The sequence below is a fragment of the Rhodococcus sp. IEGM 1306 genome, from assembly GCF_036541985.1.
In the GTDB taxonomy this organism is placed as follows: Bacteria; Actinomycetota; Actinomycetes; order Mycobacteriales; family Mycobacteriaceae; genus Rhodococcus_F; species Rhodococcus_F qingshengii.
This window is the reverse complement of sequence record NZ_JAZHFF010000001.1, coordinates 435,555-450,808: the sequence shown is the minus strand read 5'-3', so window position 1 is coordinate 450,808 and position 15,254 is coordinate 435,555. Positions and strand designations below refer to the sequence as shown.

At 63.2% G+C, this 15,254-nt stretch carries 11 protein-coding genes; 9 read left to right on the top strand and 2 right to left on the bottom strand.

Annotated elements, in window-relative coordinates; translation table 11 throughout:
• The first annotated feature begins 160 nt into the window (after positions 1-160).
• The 9 genes from V3587_RS02270 to V3587_RS02230 all read left to right on the top strand — a co-directional run bounded on the left by V3587_RS02270 (position 161) and on the right by V3587_RS02230 (position 12,750).
• Positions 161-1,762 (top strand): ABC transporter substrate-binding protein, encoded by a 1,602-nt coding sequence (locus V3587_RS02270; RefSeq protein WP_283376069.1) that lies wholly within the window; start codon positions 161-163, stop codon positions 1,760-1,762.
• Between the two features lie 62 nt (positions 1,763-1,824).
• Positions 1,825-2,838, top strand: a complete 1,014-nt coding sequence (locus V3587_RS02265) for an ABC transporter permease (protein WP_064443748.1) — start codon at positions 1,825-1,827, stop codon at positions 2,836-2,838.
• Position 2,839: 1 nt separating this feature from the next.
• Positions 2,840-4,720, top strand: a complete 1,881-nt coding sequence (locus V3587_RS02260; protein ID WP_225320135.1) for a dipeptide/oligopeptide/nickel ABC transporter permease/ATP-binding protein — start codon at positions 2,840-2,842, stop codon at positions 4,718-4,720.
• Positions 4,717-5,508 (top strand): ABC transporter ATP-binding protein, encoded by a 792-nt coding sequence (locus V3587_RS02255; RefSeq protein ID WP_003940215.1) that lies wholly within the window; start codon positions 4,717-4,719, stop codon positions 5,506-5,508. The genes V3587_RS02260 and V3587_RS02255 overlap by 4 nt, the downstream gene beginning before the upstream one ends.
• Positions 5,505-8,864, top strand: coding sequence for an alpha/beta fold hydrolase (locus V3587_RS02250; RefSeq protein ID WP_283376068.1), 3,360 nt, complete (start codon positions 5,505-5,507; stop codon positions 8,862-8,864). The genes V3587_RS02255 and V3587_RS02250 overlap by 4 nt, the downstream gene beginning before the upstream one ends.
• Positions 8,861-10,024 (top strand): M20/M25/M40 family metallo-hydrolase, encoded by a 1,164-nt coding sequence (locus tag V3587_RS02245; protein WP_283376067.1) that lies wholly within the window; start codon positions 8,861-8,863, stop codon positions 10,022-10,024. Before V3587_RS02250 ends, V3587_RS02245 begins: the two co-directional genes overlap by 4 nt.
• On the top strand, positions 10,002-10,823 hold the full coding sequence (locus tag V3587_RS02240; protein ID WP_007731362.1) for a GNAT family N-acetyltransferase: 822 nt from the start codon (positions 10,002-10,004) through the stop codon (positions 10,821-10,823). Before V3587_RS02245 ends, V3587_RS02240 begins: the two co-directional genes overlap by 23 nt.
• On the top strand, positions 10,813-11,946 hold the full coding sequence (gene menC / locus V3587_RS02235) for an o-succinylbenzoate synthase (RefSeq protein ID WP_007731359.1): 1,134 nt from the start codon (positions 10,813-10,815) through the stop codon (positions 11,944-11,946). Before V3587_RS02240 ends, menC begins: the two co-directional genes overlap by 11 nt.
• 123 nt (positions 11,947-12,069) lie before the next feature.
• The gene (locus V3587_RS02230; protein ID WP_003940028.1) at positions 12,070-12,750 is read left to right on the top strand and encodes a 3'-5' exonuclease; all 681 of its coding nucleotides are present in this window, start codon (positions 12,070-12,072) and stop codon (positions 12,748-12,750) included.
• Positions 12,751-12,778: 28 nt separating this feature from the next.
• On the opposite strand, the gene V3587_RS02225 is transcribed toward V3587_RS02230, so the two are convergent.
• On the bottom strand, positions 12,779-14,206 hold the full coding sequence (locus tag V3587_RS02225) for an amidase (RefSeq protein WP_003940167.1): 1,428 nt from the start codon (positions 14,204-14,206) through the stop codon (positions 12,779-12,781).
• A gap of 115 nt (positions 14,207-14,321) precedes the next feature.
• The gene (locus V3587_RS02220) at positions 14,322-15,188 is read right to left on the bottom strand and encodes a helix-turn-helix transcriptional regulator (RefSeq protein ID WP_030535167.1); all 867 of its coding nucleotides are present in this window, start codon (positions 15,186-15,188) and stop codon (positions 14,322-14,324) included.
• Between the last annotated feature and the right edge of the window lie 66 nt (positions 15,189-15,254).

Sequence of the window (15,254 nt, the reverse complement as noted above, 5' to 3'; positions counted from 1 at the left end):
ACTGATCCTGACGGTTTTCGTGGGAGCGGACGAAAATCGACCCGATTTTCGTGAGGATCGACAGAGATGCGCGTCACGTCATGCGCCAAGATTTAGCAGTCAACACTCAACCGCGCCCTCACGTTTTTCGCTCGGGCCCCTGCTCCATCACGGAGGCACCATGAAACACCGCTTCTATCCAACACTTGCGGCAGCCGCAGGGCTCACGCTTGTGTTGTCTGCTTGTGGCTCGGGAGGCACGTCCTCGGGCGCCAGTGGCGGTGAACCGGCCACCGACGGGACCTTCCGTTTCGCCCTGCAGGCCGATCCGGGTGCTCTCAACCCGATCATGTCGGCCGCCTCGGCGACCGCCGAGTTGTCGCGTTTGGCGTACGACTACCTGATCTACCAGGATCCCGATACCAGTGAAGTCGGACCGTGGTTGGCGGAGAAGTGGGAGGAGACCCCGACCTCGGCGTCCTTCACCATCCGTGACGGGGTGACCTGTACCGACGGATCGACGCTGACACCGCAGACCGTCGCGGACAACATCAACTTCGTGGCCAACCCGGACAACGGTTCACAGTTGCGCGGGTCCTCCGTGCCGACCGGCGCCACTGCGACTGCCGATCCTGCAACGCGCACTGTCACGGTGACCACTCCGGCGCCGAGCCCGTTCCTTCTTCTCAACGTCGGTCGCCTGCCGATCCTGTGCGAGGCCGGATTGAAAGATCCGACAGCGTCGAACAAGAAGTCGCTCGGCACCGGCATGTTCGAAGTCACCGAAGTTGCCGCCAACGACCACTACACGTTCCAGCGTCGCGAGGGCTACAACTGGGGCCCCGACGGCACGACCTCCGACACCCCGGGCGTCCCCAAGACGGTCGTCGCCGCCATGTCGCCGAACGTGAGCACCGCCGCAAATCAGCTGCTCTCGGGTGAACTCAACGCAGCTCCGATCGCCGGTCCGGACAAGGACCGCGTCGCGGCAGCCAATCTGGACTCCGTCGGTCGGCCACTGCCGGCAGGCCAGATGTACTTCAACCAGATCGCGAGTAATCCCACCAGCGATCCCGCAGTGCGCAAGGCCCTGATCCAAGCGGTCGATCTCGACGACCTCACTCAGGTCATCACCGCCGGACACGGGGTCCGGGCAACCAGCCTCGTCGCCGTCGAACCGCGCGCCTGCGTTTACGACTCTGTCGCAGGCAACATTCCGGACTTCGACCTCACTGCCGCCAAGGCAACACTGGACGGCGCTGGTTGGACCGCCGGCGCTGACGGCAAGCGAAGCAAGGATGGCAAGCCGCTCAATCTCCGTCTCGTGTACGACGGCACCGACGATCCGCGCAACGCGGCGGCCGAACTTGCTCAGTCGGCGTGGTCCGAACTCGGCGCAAACGTCGAGGTGACCGGGGGCGACTCGAACAAGATCGTCGACGTCATTCTGAGCGGCAAGGACAACTCTGCCTGGGACATCGCCTGGGTCCAGGTCAACTCCTCGCTGCCCAGCACCTTCACTGCGTACTTTGCCGGGCCGGTTCCCGCAGCAGGCAAGAACTTCGGATCGGTCAGCAACCCCGCCTACGAAGCAGCAGCCACCAAGGCTTCCGGTCTGACCGGTAGCGACGCTTGTGACGCCTGGGCCGACGCCGAGTCGGAGCTCACCAAGACGATCGCGGCCGTGCCCTTCGCAGACTCCGTCATGAACGTGTACTTCAACAAGGCCGGACTCTCATTCGGCAAGTCGCTCAACGGTTCTGCGCTGCGTCTCTACCAGTAGGCCGTCCGCCCACTCTGAAATATCTTCCCGCCCCAGCATCCCGCCCTCCGGAAAGACAGCCCATGAGTCAAACTATTGAAGCCGCGAAACCAGAAGCGGCGCCTCAGGCTCGAGCAAAGTGGCTCGAGTCCGACAGCTGGCCCACATATCTTCTGCGTCGTTTCGGCACCTTCGTGATTTCACTCTGGGCGCTGGTGACTGCGGCGTTCCTGATGCTCCAACTGATTCCGGGAGACCCGGTTCGGTTGGCACTGGGAATGAACGCACCGGTCGAACTGGTCGAGACAACGAGGTCTCAGCTCGGTTACGACCTTCCCTTGTGGCAGCAGTACTTCCGATTCGTCGGCGGGTTGCTGAGCGGGAATCCCGGTGACTCGATCACCTTGAGGACTCCGGTCTTCGAGGTGATCGCGTCCCGCCTACCGGCAACACTCGAACTGGCTGTACTCACAGTCGTCACGGTGCTGCTAGTGGGCATTCCGATCGGCCTCATCTTCGCTGCACTGACCCGCAACGGTCGACGACGCGGAGTCGAGATCGGTTACACCGCAACGTCGGGCACCATCGCCGTGATCCCCGAGTTCATGTTCGGTACGGCGCTGGTCTACCTCTTTGCCGTCACGTTCCCTGTTCTGCCCGTCGCCGGCCGAGGTGGACCGGAAAGCTACATCCTCCCGGTCGCGGCCATGTCGATCGGTGCCATCGCCTCGATGTCGCGCATCGTCCGTGCAGAGGCGCTCGGCGTGTTGGACATGGACTACATCCGTACGGCGCGCGCCAAGCGAATGCCCGTGGCACGAATCTACTTCCGTCATGCAATGCCCAACCTCATGACGTCGACGCTGACGCTCGCCGGACTCCTCCTGGGTGGTCTGATTGCCGGCACCGTGCTCATCGAGAGCATCTTCGCCTGGCCCGGCATGGGCATGGCGCTGGTCAAGTCCATCACCGAGAAGGACTACCCGCTCGCCCAGACACTGGTCGTGATCTACGGCGCCATCGTCCTTCTCATCAATTTCATCGTCGACGTGGTGCTCGCTCTCATCGACCCACGATCCACAATTCGGGAGAACTGAGTTGAGCACCTCACCTACGGCCCCCACTGCGGCCCCCAAGACGCCCCCGCGACGACACTGGATCGTCGGAACGTTCCGCACCCCATTGGGAATCCTGGCCCTCACCTTCCTGACCGCTCTGATCGCCCTCGTCATCTTCGGACCGATGATCTGGGGTGACGCCGCTGTCGCAGCCAACCCGAAGGCACTCTCTCAGGGACCGAGTTCCGAGCACATCTTCGGCACCGACGCCGGCGGGCGTGACGTCTTCGCCCGCACGATGACCGCCGCGAGACTGTCGGTGCTCATGGCTCTCGGAGCCGTCGCACTCGGTGTCACAATTGGCCTGATACTCGGTACGCTCCCGACGCTCGCTCCCCGCTGGGTCGGACGAATGGTCGTGGCATTCCTCAACTTCGCCATCGCATTCCCCGGACTGCTCCTCGCGATCTTCCTGTTGGTCGTTCTCGGACAGGGTGCTGGCAGCGCGGTGATCGCCATCGGTCTCGCCCTGGCCTCGCCGTTCGCGAGGTTGACGTACGCACTGGCTTCGTCGGTCAACGGACGCGACTTCATCGACGCAGCACGCATCCTCGGGGTTACCAAGCCGGGGCTGCTGTTCCGCCACATTCTCCCCAATATCCGTGAACCACTCATCGTCAATGCCAGCATCGCTGTCGGCAGCGGCCTCGTGGTCTTCGCCGGACTCTCGTTCCTCGGCTTGGGCATTCAGCCGCCTGCATTCGACTGGGGCCGGATGCTCAACGAAGGTCTGTCGAAGATCTTCGTCAACCCGGCCACCGCACTCGCCCCCGGCATCGCCGTCGTGCTCGCCGGCTTGACCTTCACGCTGCTCGGCGAGGCCATTGCTCGCGGCGCGGGAGTTCGCAGCCCGATCAGCAGTCGCCTGCCGAAGTGGAAGCCGATCAACCGGAAAACTGCCCAGGCCGATTCGGCGCCCACCGACGAAGACGCGGTACTGACCGTCCGCAACATGTCCGTCGCAGTCCCCGCGGGTGACGACTGGCGTCGCCCCGTCGACAACATCAGTTTTACAGTTCACCGCGGCGAAACCGTGGGCATCGTCGGTGAATCCGGGTCCGGAAAGTCACTGAGTTGCATGGCAATCGCGCAGCTGACCGACCACCCCACCGTGGTCGACGCCGGGCTCATCGAGTTCGACGGCACCGTGCTGATGAAGGACGGCAAGCGGCCGGACGACGCGGCTTCGCGCAAGGTTGCCCGCCAACTCGGCACACGTATGGCGATGGTGTTCCAGGATCCGATGTCGTCCATGAATCCGTCTCTCAAGGTCGGATACCAGGTCGCCGAGATCGGTTGGCTCCACGAAGGTATGAGCAAGGCCGACGCGAAGAAGGCGGCAGTCGAGCGACTGAACGCCGTCAAGATCCCCGACGCGCCCAGGCGTGCGAAGCAGTACCCCCACGAGTTCTCCGGCGGTATGCGTCAGCGCGCGATGATCGCCATGGGTCTGATGGGTAAGCCCGCTCTGATCATCGCGGACGAACCCACCACTGCGCTCGACGTGACCGTTCAGCGTGAGGTCCTCGGGCTGCTCCACGAGGTTCGCGAAGAAACCGGCGCCGCAATCCTTCTCATCTCGCACGACATGGCCGTCATCACCGGCATGTGCACCCGTGTCCTGGTCATGTTTGCCGGCGAAATCGTCGAAGACATCGCAGTCGACGATCTGATTGCCGGCCGTGCAAAGCATCCGTACACCCGCGCGCTGATCGCCGCGGTCCCCACCATGAGCACCGATCGCGACAAGCCGCTTGCCACCGTCGACGAAGCCTGGCAGGTGGAGAGCCTCGACGCCGAGGAGAGCACCGCCGACATCGAGTTGGAAGAACTGTTGGCTGTTGCAGAGGAGATCCGATGAGCAGACTCGAATTCCGTGACGTCAACGTCCACCTCGGTAGCGGTTCGAAAAAATTCCACGCCGTCAAGAACATCAATCTCGACATCCCCTCCGGATCGGTGGTCGGTCTCGTCGGTGAATCGGGTTCCGGAAAGTCGACACTGGCGCGAGCAACTGTCGGCCTGGCCGAGCCCAGTTCCGGCCAGATCCTTCTCGACGGTGTGGACGTCGCTCACGCCCGCGGCGCGACGGCTCGTCTGCGCCACCGGATCCAGATGGTCTTCCAAGATCCGTACTCGTGCCTCGACCCGCGAATGACCATCGGCCAGTCACTCGCCGAGGCGCTGCGGTCCACCGAGCGTCGTGACAAAGCTCGGCGCAGCCGCGGCGACCGCGCTGCCGAGGTCGCTCGACTCCTCACCACCGTCCAACTGCCGGTGGAGAAGGCGCACGAATACCCATCGTCGTTGTCGGGTGGTCAGCGCCAACGCGTTGCCCTCGCGCGGGCTTTGGCAGCCGCACCGGCAGTTCTGCTTGCCGACGAAATCACCTCCGCTCTGGACGTGTCCGTGCAGGGCGCGGTTCTGAATCTGTTGGTGGATCTGCAGAAGCAGCTTGGTCTGACGGTTCTGTTCGTCAGTCACAACCTGGCGGTGATCCGCTACGTCTGTGACCACGTCGCAGTCATGCTCGGCGGCGAGATCGTCGAGCACGGGCCGGTTCTCGACGTGATCGATTCGCCCAAGGAGCCGTACACGGCAAAGCTGTTGTCCGCGATCCCGACATTCGGGGAGCCGATGTTCCAATGACAACGCCGACCACTCTCGACTCCCCCGCTGCCGTAGCCCGTGCCGAAGAACGTCGTTCGGCGAGAATCCAGGATTACGCGTCGGTGGTTACACCGACCGACATCGCCGTATCGGCGTCGGGACGCATTGCATACGTACGTACCGAAGCGAATCCGGCTGCGGATACCAACGAGCACTCGATCTGGTTGGCTTCCCCGCAACTACAGCTCACCGCGGGACCTGCCGACACCTCGCCGGCTTGGCATCCCGTTTCGACGCTGTTGGTCTTCGTTCGGCCGGATTCCTCGGGCACACCACAACTGTGGAAGGTCGACGCCACCGGGGGCCCGGCAACACAGCTGACCACCACGGCGCAGCTCCCGCTCGGCGCGGGGGCACCGGTGTTCTCTCCCGACGGCGCTCGGATCGCCTTCAGCGCCCCCGTCGACCGCACTGCCGCCGGATCGTCATGCCTCTTGGTGGCGAAGCGCCTCAACTACAAGGTCGACGGATCCGGTGTCCGGGGCAGCGTTCGGGCGCACTTGTTCGAGTTCGATCTGGCCGCCGGCTCACTACGGCAGCTGACGGACGGCGATTGGGACGCTTCGCATCCCGCGTACAGTCCCGACGGCACCGAACTGGCTTTCACCGCGGCGATGGACGGCGACGCCGATCTGACGCGGGCGAGTTCCGCCTGGACCGTATCGCTGACTGATCTCGCCTCCGCTCCGCGGATGTTGGGGCACGCACGCGGCATCGCAGGACCACTTGCATGGACACCTGCCGGCGACGCGGTCGTAGCCGTCGGTTGGCACACACCGATCATTCACAACAACGAACTTCTTGTCCTGCACCGCGACCAGCGAGCGGAAGACCGCAGCCTGACGTCCGGACTCGACCGAAACGTCATGCCGGGCGGGACCGGTTATCCCGGTGGCGCACCGAGTTTCACCGCCGACGGCGACATCGTCTTCTGCATCCGCAACCACGGCTCCACCGAACTGCACAAGGTCGATTTCGGATCAGGCTCCGTCTCACCACTTCTCACCGGCGAGCAGACAGTGGTCTCAGGCCTTGCCCTGACGTCCGGGCGAGCCGTCGTCGCGCTGGCAACGGCGACATCCTTCGGCGAGGTCGCCGTCATCGACCTCGAGACTCGTGCAGTCGAAACCGTCACCGAATTGAACACGGAACTGACAACTTCCGTCGCGTTTCCAGTCGCCTCCGAGCGTTGGTTCGACATCAGCGACGGCACCCGTGTTCAGGGTTGGATCCTGCGCGACCCGAACGTCACGGGCGCCGGTCCGCTGGTTCTGGACGTCCACGGCGGACCACACAATGCCTGGACCGGAACGCCGACCGTGATGCACGCATACCACGCGGAACTGGTCGCGCTGGGATTCACGGTCTTGATGATCAATCCGCGCGGAAGTGACGGCTACGGAAACGACTTCTTCGACGGTGTGCGGGACGGCTGGGGTGAGGCGGATCGTGCCGACCTGCTCGAACCGGTCGAAACCCTTGTCGCCGAGGGGATGGCCGATCCGAAGCAACTGGTACTCACGGGCTACAGCTACGGCGGATTCATGACGTGCGCCCTGACGTCCGTCACCGATCGGTTTGCCGTCGCAGTCGCCGGTGGTCTCGTTTGCGACATCGCGAACACAGCCGGCCCCTCGGACGAGGGCATCTTGCTGCAGACGGTCGAATTCGACCCGCAGTCATCTCGGGTACGGGAACTTTCGCCGCTGGGGCGAGTCTCCCAGGTGACGACACCGACGCTGATCCTTCACGGCGGCAGCGACGTCCGTTGCCCGGTCAACCAGGCCGAACAGTGGTTCGGTGGACTGCGTTTGGCCGGCACCCCGACCGAGTTGGTGGTTTTCCCGGACGCGTCACATGCCTTCGTGTTGACGGGTCGGCCGTCCCACCGACTGGAGTACAGCACTCGTCTCGTCGACTGGATCGAACGGCACCTCTCCCCCAAGCCCGCACTGACCACGGTCGATCCCGACTACTGGCAGTACCGACTCGACACCCTGAGTGCGAAGTACGGGGTGCCCGGCGCCTCACTGGGAATTCTGACCACAACCCGCAGCGGATTCTCCCGCACCGTGGTCACGTCCGGTGTCGTCAGTACCCGCACCGGCGTCGCGGCTACGCCCGACACGCTGTTCCAGATGGGTTCGATCAGCAAGGTCTGGACGGCCACCCTGATCATGCAGCTCGTCGAAGAAGGATTGCTGGATCTCGACTCACCTGTCCGGAACATCCTGCCGGACTTCGCAGTTGCCGACGCGGTAGCCACCGAAACGGTCACGACTCGCCACCTGTTGACTCACACCAGTGGCATCGACGGTGACGTTTTCATCGACGGCGGGCGCGGCGACGACTGCGTCGAGCGATACGTCGCATCACTGAAATCAACGGTGCAGCTCTTCGCCCCCGGCACCGATTGGTCGTACTGCAACACCGGCTTCGTGATCGCCGGACGAATCATCGAGGTTCTCCGAGGTAAGAGTTGGGACGCGGTTCTGCGCGAGCGGATCATCGAACCGCTCGGCCTGACCAAAACCACGACCCTGCCTGAGGAGACGGCACTGCACCGCGCTGCAGTCGGGCACGTCGGCGGTGCCGACGACCTCGAGCAGACACCACAGTTCCTCATCCCCCGCTCGATGGGCCCCGCCGGCCTCATCAACAGCACGGCCGAAGATCTACTCCTGTTCGCTCAGGACTCGATGCGCGAGGACCCGGTTCTCCTTCGGCGTTCCACTCATCTGGCGATGCTCGAGGAGCGCCGCCAGATCGGTGACGTGTCGTCAGCGGACATCATGGGAACCACGTGGTTGCTGCACAATTGGGGCGGTGTACTGGCTCATGGCCACAATGGCGGAACTATCGGCCAGCAGTCGTTCTTGCGAGTGGTGCCGTCGTGCGGTCTAGCCGTGGTCCTGATGGCCAACGGTGGAGCAATGGACGCTCTCTCCGGCGATCTTCTGGCTGAAGTAATCGGTTCCATAGGCGGCGTCAGTGTGACACCGGCATTCTCGCCTGGTGACCCCCACACCCGCGTCACGTCCTCACCTGAAGAACTCGATGCGCTGTGTGGCCTGTACCGCGATGCCGCAGCCGATTTCGTCTTGGAAAGGACCGGCGGTTCCCTGACCGCCCGCCGCACCGATCACATCGACCCTTCGGTCACCGCCGAAAGCGCAGAGTCCGTCTCTCTCAGCCTGATCGAAGTTCACCCTGGAGTGTTCGGGACCCGACTCCCTCAATCAGCAGGTTGGATCCGGATCACTTTCTCCGACAACGGGAGTACACAATTGCTACACGTCGGAAGCCGCGCGTATCCGCGAGTGAACAACCGATGACCATTCTCCGCGATCTGGCCGAGCGCCAACTTCCTCAGATCCTCGAGGACGCCATCGCGCTCATCGAAGTCGAGTCGCCGTCACACGATCTCGAAGCTGTTGCCCGCAGCGCGAAGTGGACGTCAGACCTTGTCCACGAACGACTCGGCGTGACACCGGAGTCGATAGTGACGGAAGGCCGTACCCATCTGGTGACCCGTTTCGGCAGCTCACCGACGCGGCTGATGCTGCTCGGTCATCATGACACCGTGTGGCCGATCGGCACCCTGACACGCCTGCCCGCAGCCGTCACCGACGGAGCGCTCCGAGGTCCGGGCGGACTCGACATGAAACTTGGTGTCGTTCAGGCAATCCACGCCCTCGCTATCGTCCGGGAGCTGCACGGCGACGATGCACTCGACGGAATCACACTCCTCGTGACCGGTGACGAAGAAATCGGTTCACCCACGTCGCGGTCCCTCATCGAGGAACTTGCGGCAGGCGCGGTACTGGTTCTCGAGGCCGGCGGTGACGGTGGCGAACTGAAGACTGTCCGCAAGGGAGTGTCGCTGTATCGGATCCATGTTGCCGGTCGCGCCGCCCACGCCGGGCTGGAGCCGGAAAAAGGCATCAACGCTGCAGTAGAACTGGCTCGTCTCGTGATCGCGATCAACGACTTGTCCTCGCCGGCGCAGGCAACCACCGTCACCCCGACTGTCATTTCAGCCGGAACCACAACCAACACCGTTCCGGCAGAAGCCTTCGTCGACGTGGACGTGCGCGCGACCAGCGCTGCCGAGCAGGAGCGCGTCGATGCGAATATCCGAGCCCTGCAGGCAATCCACCCCGCAGCCGTAGTCACGGTCTCGGGTGGCGTCAACCGTCCCCCTCTCGAAGCGACGATGTCCGCACCGTTGCTGGCGTTGGCGGAACGCGTTGCGCTCGAGCATGATCTGACTCCTCCCGTCGGCCTCGCCGTCGGCGGAGCCTCGGACGGAAACTTCACTGCCGGCATCGGCATCCCCACCCTCGACGGCCTCGGTGGCGTCGGCGGCGGTGCACACACCGAGACCGAGCATGCGCTCGTGTCCGCAATCGCTCCGAGAACGGCGTTGGTTGCGGGCCTTATTCGTTCGATCACGTCTGAAGGGGGCCCTCGTGTCGAAAAGCAAAGCGGTTGAGTTTCGAGAACTGGTCGATACCCGCGAAATAGCCGATCTATCCGCCGTTTTCGACGAGATCTGGGCTACCAGTCCCGGACCGGCTCATTTCGGCACGGCGATGTTGGTTGCGCTTCACCACGGTGGTCACTACGTGGTGGGAGCCTTTTCCGAAGGCGAAATGATCGGTGGTTGCGTCGGATTCTTCGTCGAGCCTCTCGGCGAGGTTCTGCACTCACACATCGCCGGAGTACTACCGGGACACGCAGGCAAGGGAATCGGCCGCGCCCTCAAGCATCATCAGCGAGACTGGTGCATCGAGCGCGGCGTCAGGACGATCCGGTGGACCTTCGATCCACTGGTCGCACGAAATGCCTATTTCAACATTCAGCGTCTCGGAGCCGAACCGGCCGAATACAACCCGGATTTCTACGGGTCGATGGCAGACGGAATCAACGCAGGCGACGCCAGCGATCGTATGCTCGTCAGTTGGGACCTCGACGTCGATGGATCTCCGAGTTCTACTGTGGCCGTGAATGATACATTCAAGGTGCTTCAACCCACCGAAGACGGTACGCCTCGAATGCTCCCGATCCCACCCGACTGCGTCGATATCGCAGTCGGAATACCCAGAGACATCGAGCATCTGAGAACAGTCGACCGCGCCTCTGCCTTTGCCTGGCGACACGCGCTTCGCGAGTACCTCGAACCACTGATCGCCTCGAAGGAATGGCAATCGACCGGCTTCGACCCCAGCGGCTATTACATGTTCACGAAAATCTGCGAGACAACCGGAGAAGAGCAAGTCCATGCACATTGAGTCCGTCGAATTGCGCGAACTGCGCATCCCTCTCGTCTCCCCCTTCACCACGTCATTCAGCACCCAGCTCGAGCGCAACACCCTCGTCCTGAAAGTGAGCGGCACCACCGACGGCCCCAACGGTCCGGTGGAGACCGTCGGCTGGGGCGAGTGCGGCTCGCTCAGCGATCCGTACTACAACTCCGAATACACCGCTGGTGCGCGGGCGATGCTTCGCGAGTATCTTGTTCCGACGCTACGTAAGTCGCAGTCGGATCAACCGCTCACCGCCGAGACGGTCGGCAGCGTACTTCACCACATCGTGGGTCACCAGATGTCCAAGTCAGCTATCGAAATGGCAATTCTCGATGCTGAATTGCGTGCTCGCGGACAGTCTTTCGCTCGGTACCTCGGTGCCACTCGCACGCGAGTTCCCTCGGGAGTGTCCATCGGCATCCAGGACAGCATCCCGCAGCTACTCGAGACCGTCGGCAACTATCTGTCGCAGGGTTACGTGCGAATCAAGCTGAAGATCAAGCCGGGCTGGGACATCGCTCCCGTGGCTGCGGTGCGCAAGGAGTTCGGCTACGACGTTCCTCTGCAGGTCGACGCGAACGCCGCGTACACCCTCGTCGACGCGCAGTTGCTCCGTCGCCTGGACGAATTCGCACTGCTCCTCATCGAACAGCCGCTGGCCGAGGACGATTTGGTGCAGCACGCCAAGCTCGCCCAGTCCCTTTCGACTCCGATCTGCCTCGACGAGTCGGTCGAGTCGGCCAAGGATGCGGCGGATGCCATCACGCTCGGTGCCGCTTCGGTCATCAACATCAAGCCGAGCCGTGTCGGTGGATATCTGGAAGCCAAGCGCATCCACGATCTCGCCTCGGCACACGGTATTGCGGTGTGGTGCGGCGGAATGCTCGAGACCGGAATCGGCCGCGCCGCCAACGCAGCCCTCGCGGCGCTGGACGGATTCACGCTGCCCGGCGACATCTCGGCGTCCGATCGCTTCTACAAGGAAGACATCACCGAACCTTTTGTCATCGAGGACGGCCACATCGCCGTGCCGCAGGGACCGGGCTTCGGTGTGACTCCGCGCGAAGACGTCATGGATCGCTTCACGGTCGGAACCGAGATTCTGTAGGTCCGTCACACAGTCACGCAGCAGCCACCTCCACCTTCACCCCGGAGGTGGCTGTTCGTCGTTTGTGTCGGTAGGGGGGTGCATAGTGATTCGGACATGACGTTCTGCACCGAAAGGCCCCCGATGAGTAGCTGGTCCGATCGCCCGATCTGCGCGTTCGACCTCGAGACCACGGGGCGGGATCCGTCGACCGCTCGTATCGTCAGTGCCTGCGTCGCGGTGATCGACGGTTCGAGTGTCGAAACACGCACGTGGCTACTCGATCCCGGCGTCGACATCCCCGCCGGCGCCTCGGCTGTTCACGGCATCAGCACCGAGTTCGCGGCGCAACACGGCCAGGATTATTCCGAGGGCTACGAAGAGATTCGCGAGGCTCTGCACAATTCCTGGGCGCGCGATCACGCCGTCGTGGCGTTCAATGCCTCCTATGATCTGACGGTCATGCATGCCGAGGGTCTGCGCATCGGCAAGCCTGCATTCGTTCCGGGGTTGGTGATCGATCCGTACGTGATCGATCGGGCGATGGATACGTTCCGCAAGGGCAAGCGAACGCTTGCGGCCGTGTGCGAGCACTACGGAATTTCATTGGAGTCGGCGCACGAAGCCGAGGCCGATGCCAAAGCTGCGGCAGCGTTGGCCCGCGAGTTGGCCGTGCGGTTCCCCGACATCCTGGGGCTCGATCTCATGGTCGATCAAGCCGATTGGCACGCAGAGCGGCAACGCGATTTCGCCGAGTACCTTCTCAGCCAAGGGAGGGACGTGGCAGATGTGAACGGCCAGTGGCCGATTCGCATCATCGCCTGACGTCCTCCCCGGCTCGGACGACCGCGCGCTACGCCGGGACCGGCGGCCACACCGGCGCAATGGACCACGGACGGGCTGTTTCGAGCTGCGACGCAACCTGAATCAGCAGATCTTCACGGCCGAACGCGCCGACCAACTGCACGCCGATCGGAACGCCGGCCGAGTCATGACCCATCGGCAAGGAAATCGCCGGCTGACCTGAACTGTTGAACGGACTGGTCAAGCCGCTGTACCCGGCCGAATGCTCCCAGATCGACATAGGATTCGCCGTATCGAGCAGACCGAGCGGAGCTGCCGGCCGAGCCATCGTCGGAGTCAGCAACAGGTCGTGATCGACGAAGAACGCACCGATCACCTGGGCGGCCCGCTCGAGTTCCTGCAATGCCTTGACAACGTTCGTCGCACTTTCGGACTTCGCGCGGTCGTAGATCATCCGCGCCATCGGCTCGAGGTCGTCGTCGCGGATCGCGCGGTTCAGGGCGTCGAGTCGTTCGTCGACCTCGATCGTCATCGGAATGCCCATCAACACCGAAAGCCCGGCAGTGAGCGCATCGAGCGGAAAGTTCGGGGCACTCTCGGTGACATCGTGACCGAGTTCTTCGAGCAGGCCGGCAACACCGGTCGCGACGGCCGAGCACTCCGGGTCCACCGGTGTGCCGTCAGGAAGAGCGTTACTCAGACCGATCCGCAACCGTCCGGGATCGGCACCCACTTCCTCGATGTACGGCCGCTTCGGCGCCAGGATCACGTAAGGATCGCCCACTGTCGGCCCGGCGGACAGATCGAGAAGCAGCGCAGTGTCGCGGACACTTCGGGTGAGCGCGTGATGAACACTCATCGGCGACGAGAAGAGCGTGCGCGCCGGTGCCGTCGGAGTACGTCCTCGGCTCGGCTTGAGGCCTACCAGGCCGCAGGCCGATGCGGGAATACGGATCGATCCACCACCGTCGCTGGCATGCCCGCCTGGCACGATCCCGACGGCAACAGCTACAGCCGTGCCACCCGAAGATCCGCCGGGCGAACGATCAAGGGCGTAAGGGTTACGGGTGGGTCCGAACAGCGCAGGTTCGGTACTCGCGTTCTTGCCGAACTCCGGGGTGTTCGTCTTGCCGATGACAACCAGACCAGCCTGGCGGTAGCGCTCGACGAGCGTCGAATCTTTTTCTGCCACAGCGTCGGCGAACAATCGAGATCCATTGGTGCTCGGCAATCCTGCGACGTCCATGCCGAGGTCTTTGATCACGAACGGGACGCCCTGCAGTGGACCATCCGGCAGGCCGCCTGATACCTCGTTGCGCGCTTCCTCTCGGCGCTCACTGATCACCGCGTTGACTGCCGGGTTGCGCTCGTCGAGCCTGTCCAGACTGAACTCGAGGACTTCCTTGGCGGAGACGTCGCCGCTCTTGATCGCTTCGGCCAGGCCGGTCATGTCGTTGTTGTCGAACAAATCCTGCATCGATGCCCTCATCACTCGTGTCGAACTCTGCCGATAGTGAGGTCCGTCATATCAACCGGAGTGGCGACGCAGTTCCGAAATTCCGCTTGGCGGGACCGATCAGAGAATCAAGCCCTCACAGAATCAAACCTTGCCGCCGCGCTTCCACGACCGCTTCGTGACGACTGCGGACGTCGAGTTTTCCCATCAGATTCCTCATGTACGTCTTGATCGTTTCGACGCTCAGGGACAACCTCTCGGCGATCTCGGCATTGCGCAGTCCGAGAGCGACGTACCCCATCACCTCCCGCTCGCGTGGCGACAGGACAACGGTGTTCGCGACTGGAGTGTTCGCGGAAGGTTTCGGCGACGCCAACGCCCGCAACTTTGCCTCGACCGCGAGGACCTGCGCGCTGAGAGCCATGTCCTCGAGGTTCGCCGCGATCTCGCCGAGCGCCAGGACGCTCTCGGTCAACCCTTCGGATATCTGGGCATCGCGGTTCGAACCATGTTCCACCGCAGCGGTATCGAGCATCGCCACCCGACGATCCACTTCGTCGCGAATCTCGAATTCTCGGGCCAACGCGTACGACGATCGCATCATCGTCTCTGCGATCACGTCGCCGATCGGCAGGTTGGCACGCAGTCCTCCGTAGATCGCTCCGCGAGTAACCCCGCGTACGACGATGGGGACTGCCATCAAGGATTCAATCGCTTCGGTACCCACTTCATAGTCGTAGTCGTGAGTGATGTGCGACGAGTTCGCGTAGTCCTGGACCGCGCCCGGTCGTTGTTCTGCGATCGCCCGACCGCCGAGTCCGCATTCGGCGTCGATCCGGAGGTTTCGCAGGATGTTGCTGCGCGTGCCGACGTGACCGGTGATGGTCAGCGACCGGTCGCTGACGCAGCCGCCGAACAGAACCGGCAACTCGGTTTTGGGGTGCAGCCGACGCAGTTCGGCGCGCAACGCGTCGTCGTCGCTCGGTCTCAGTACCCTGCTCACTCTCACCTCCACGTACCCAATTCAGAGGGTAGCGGCACCTTTGGCTGGGCAATAGCGTGCATCCAG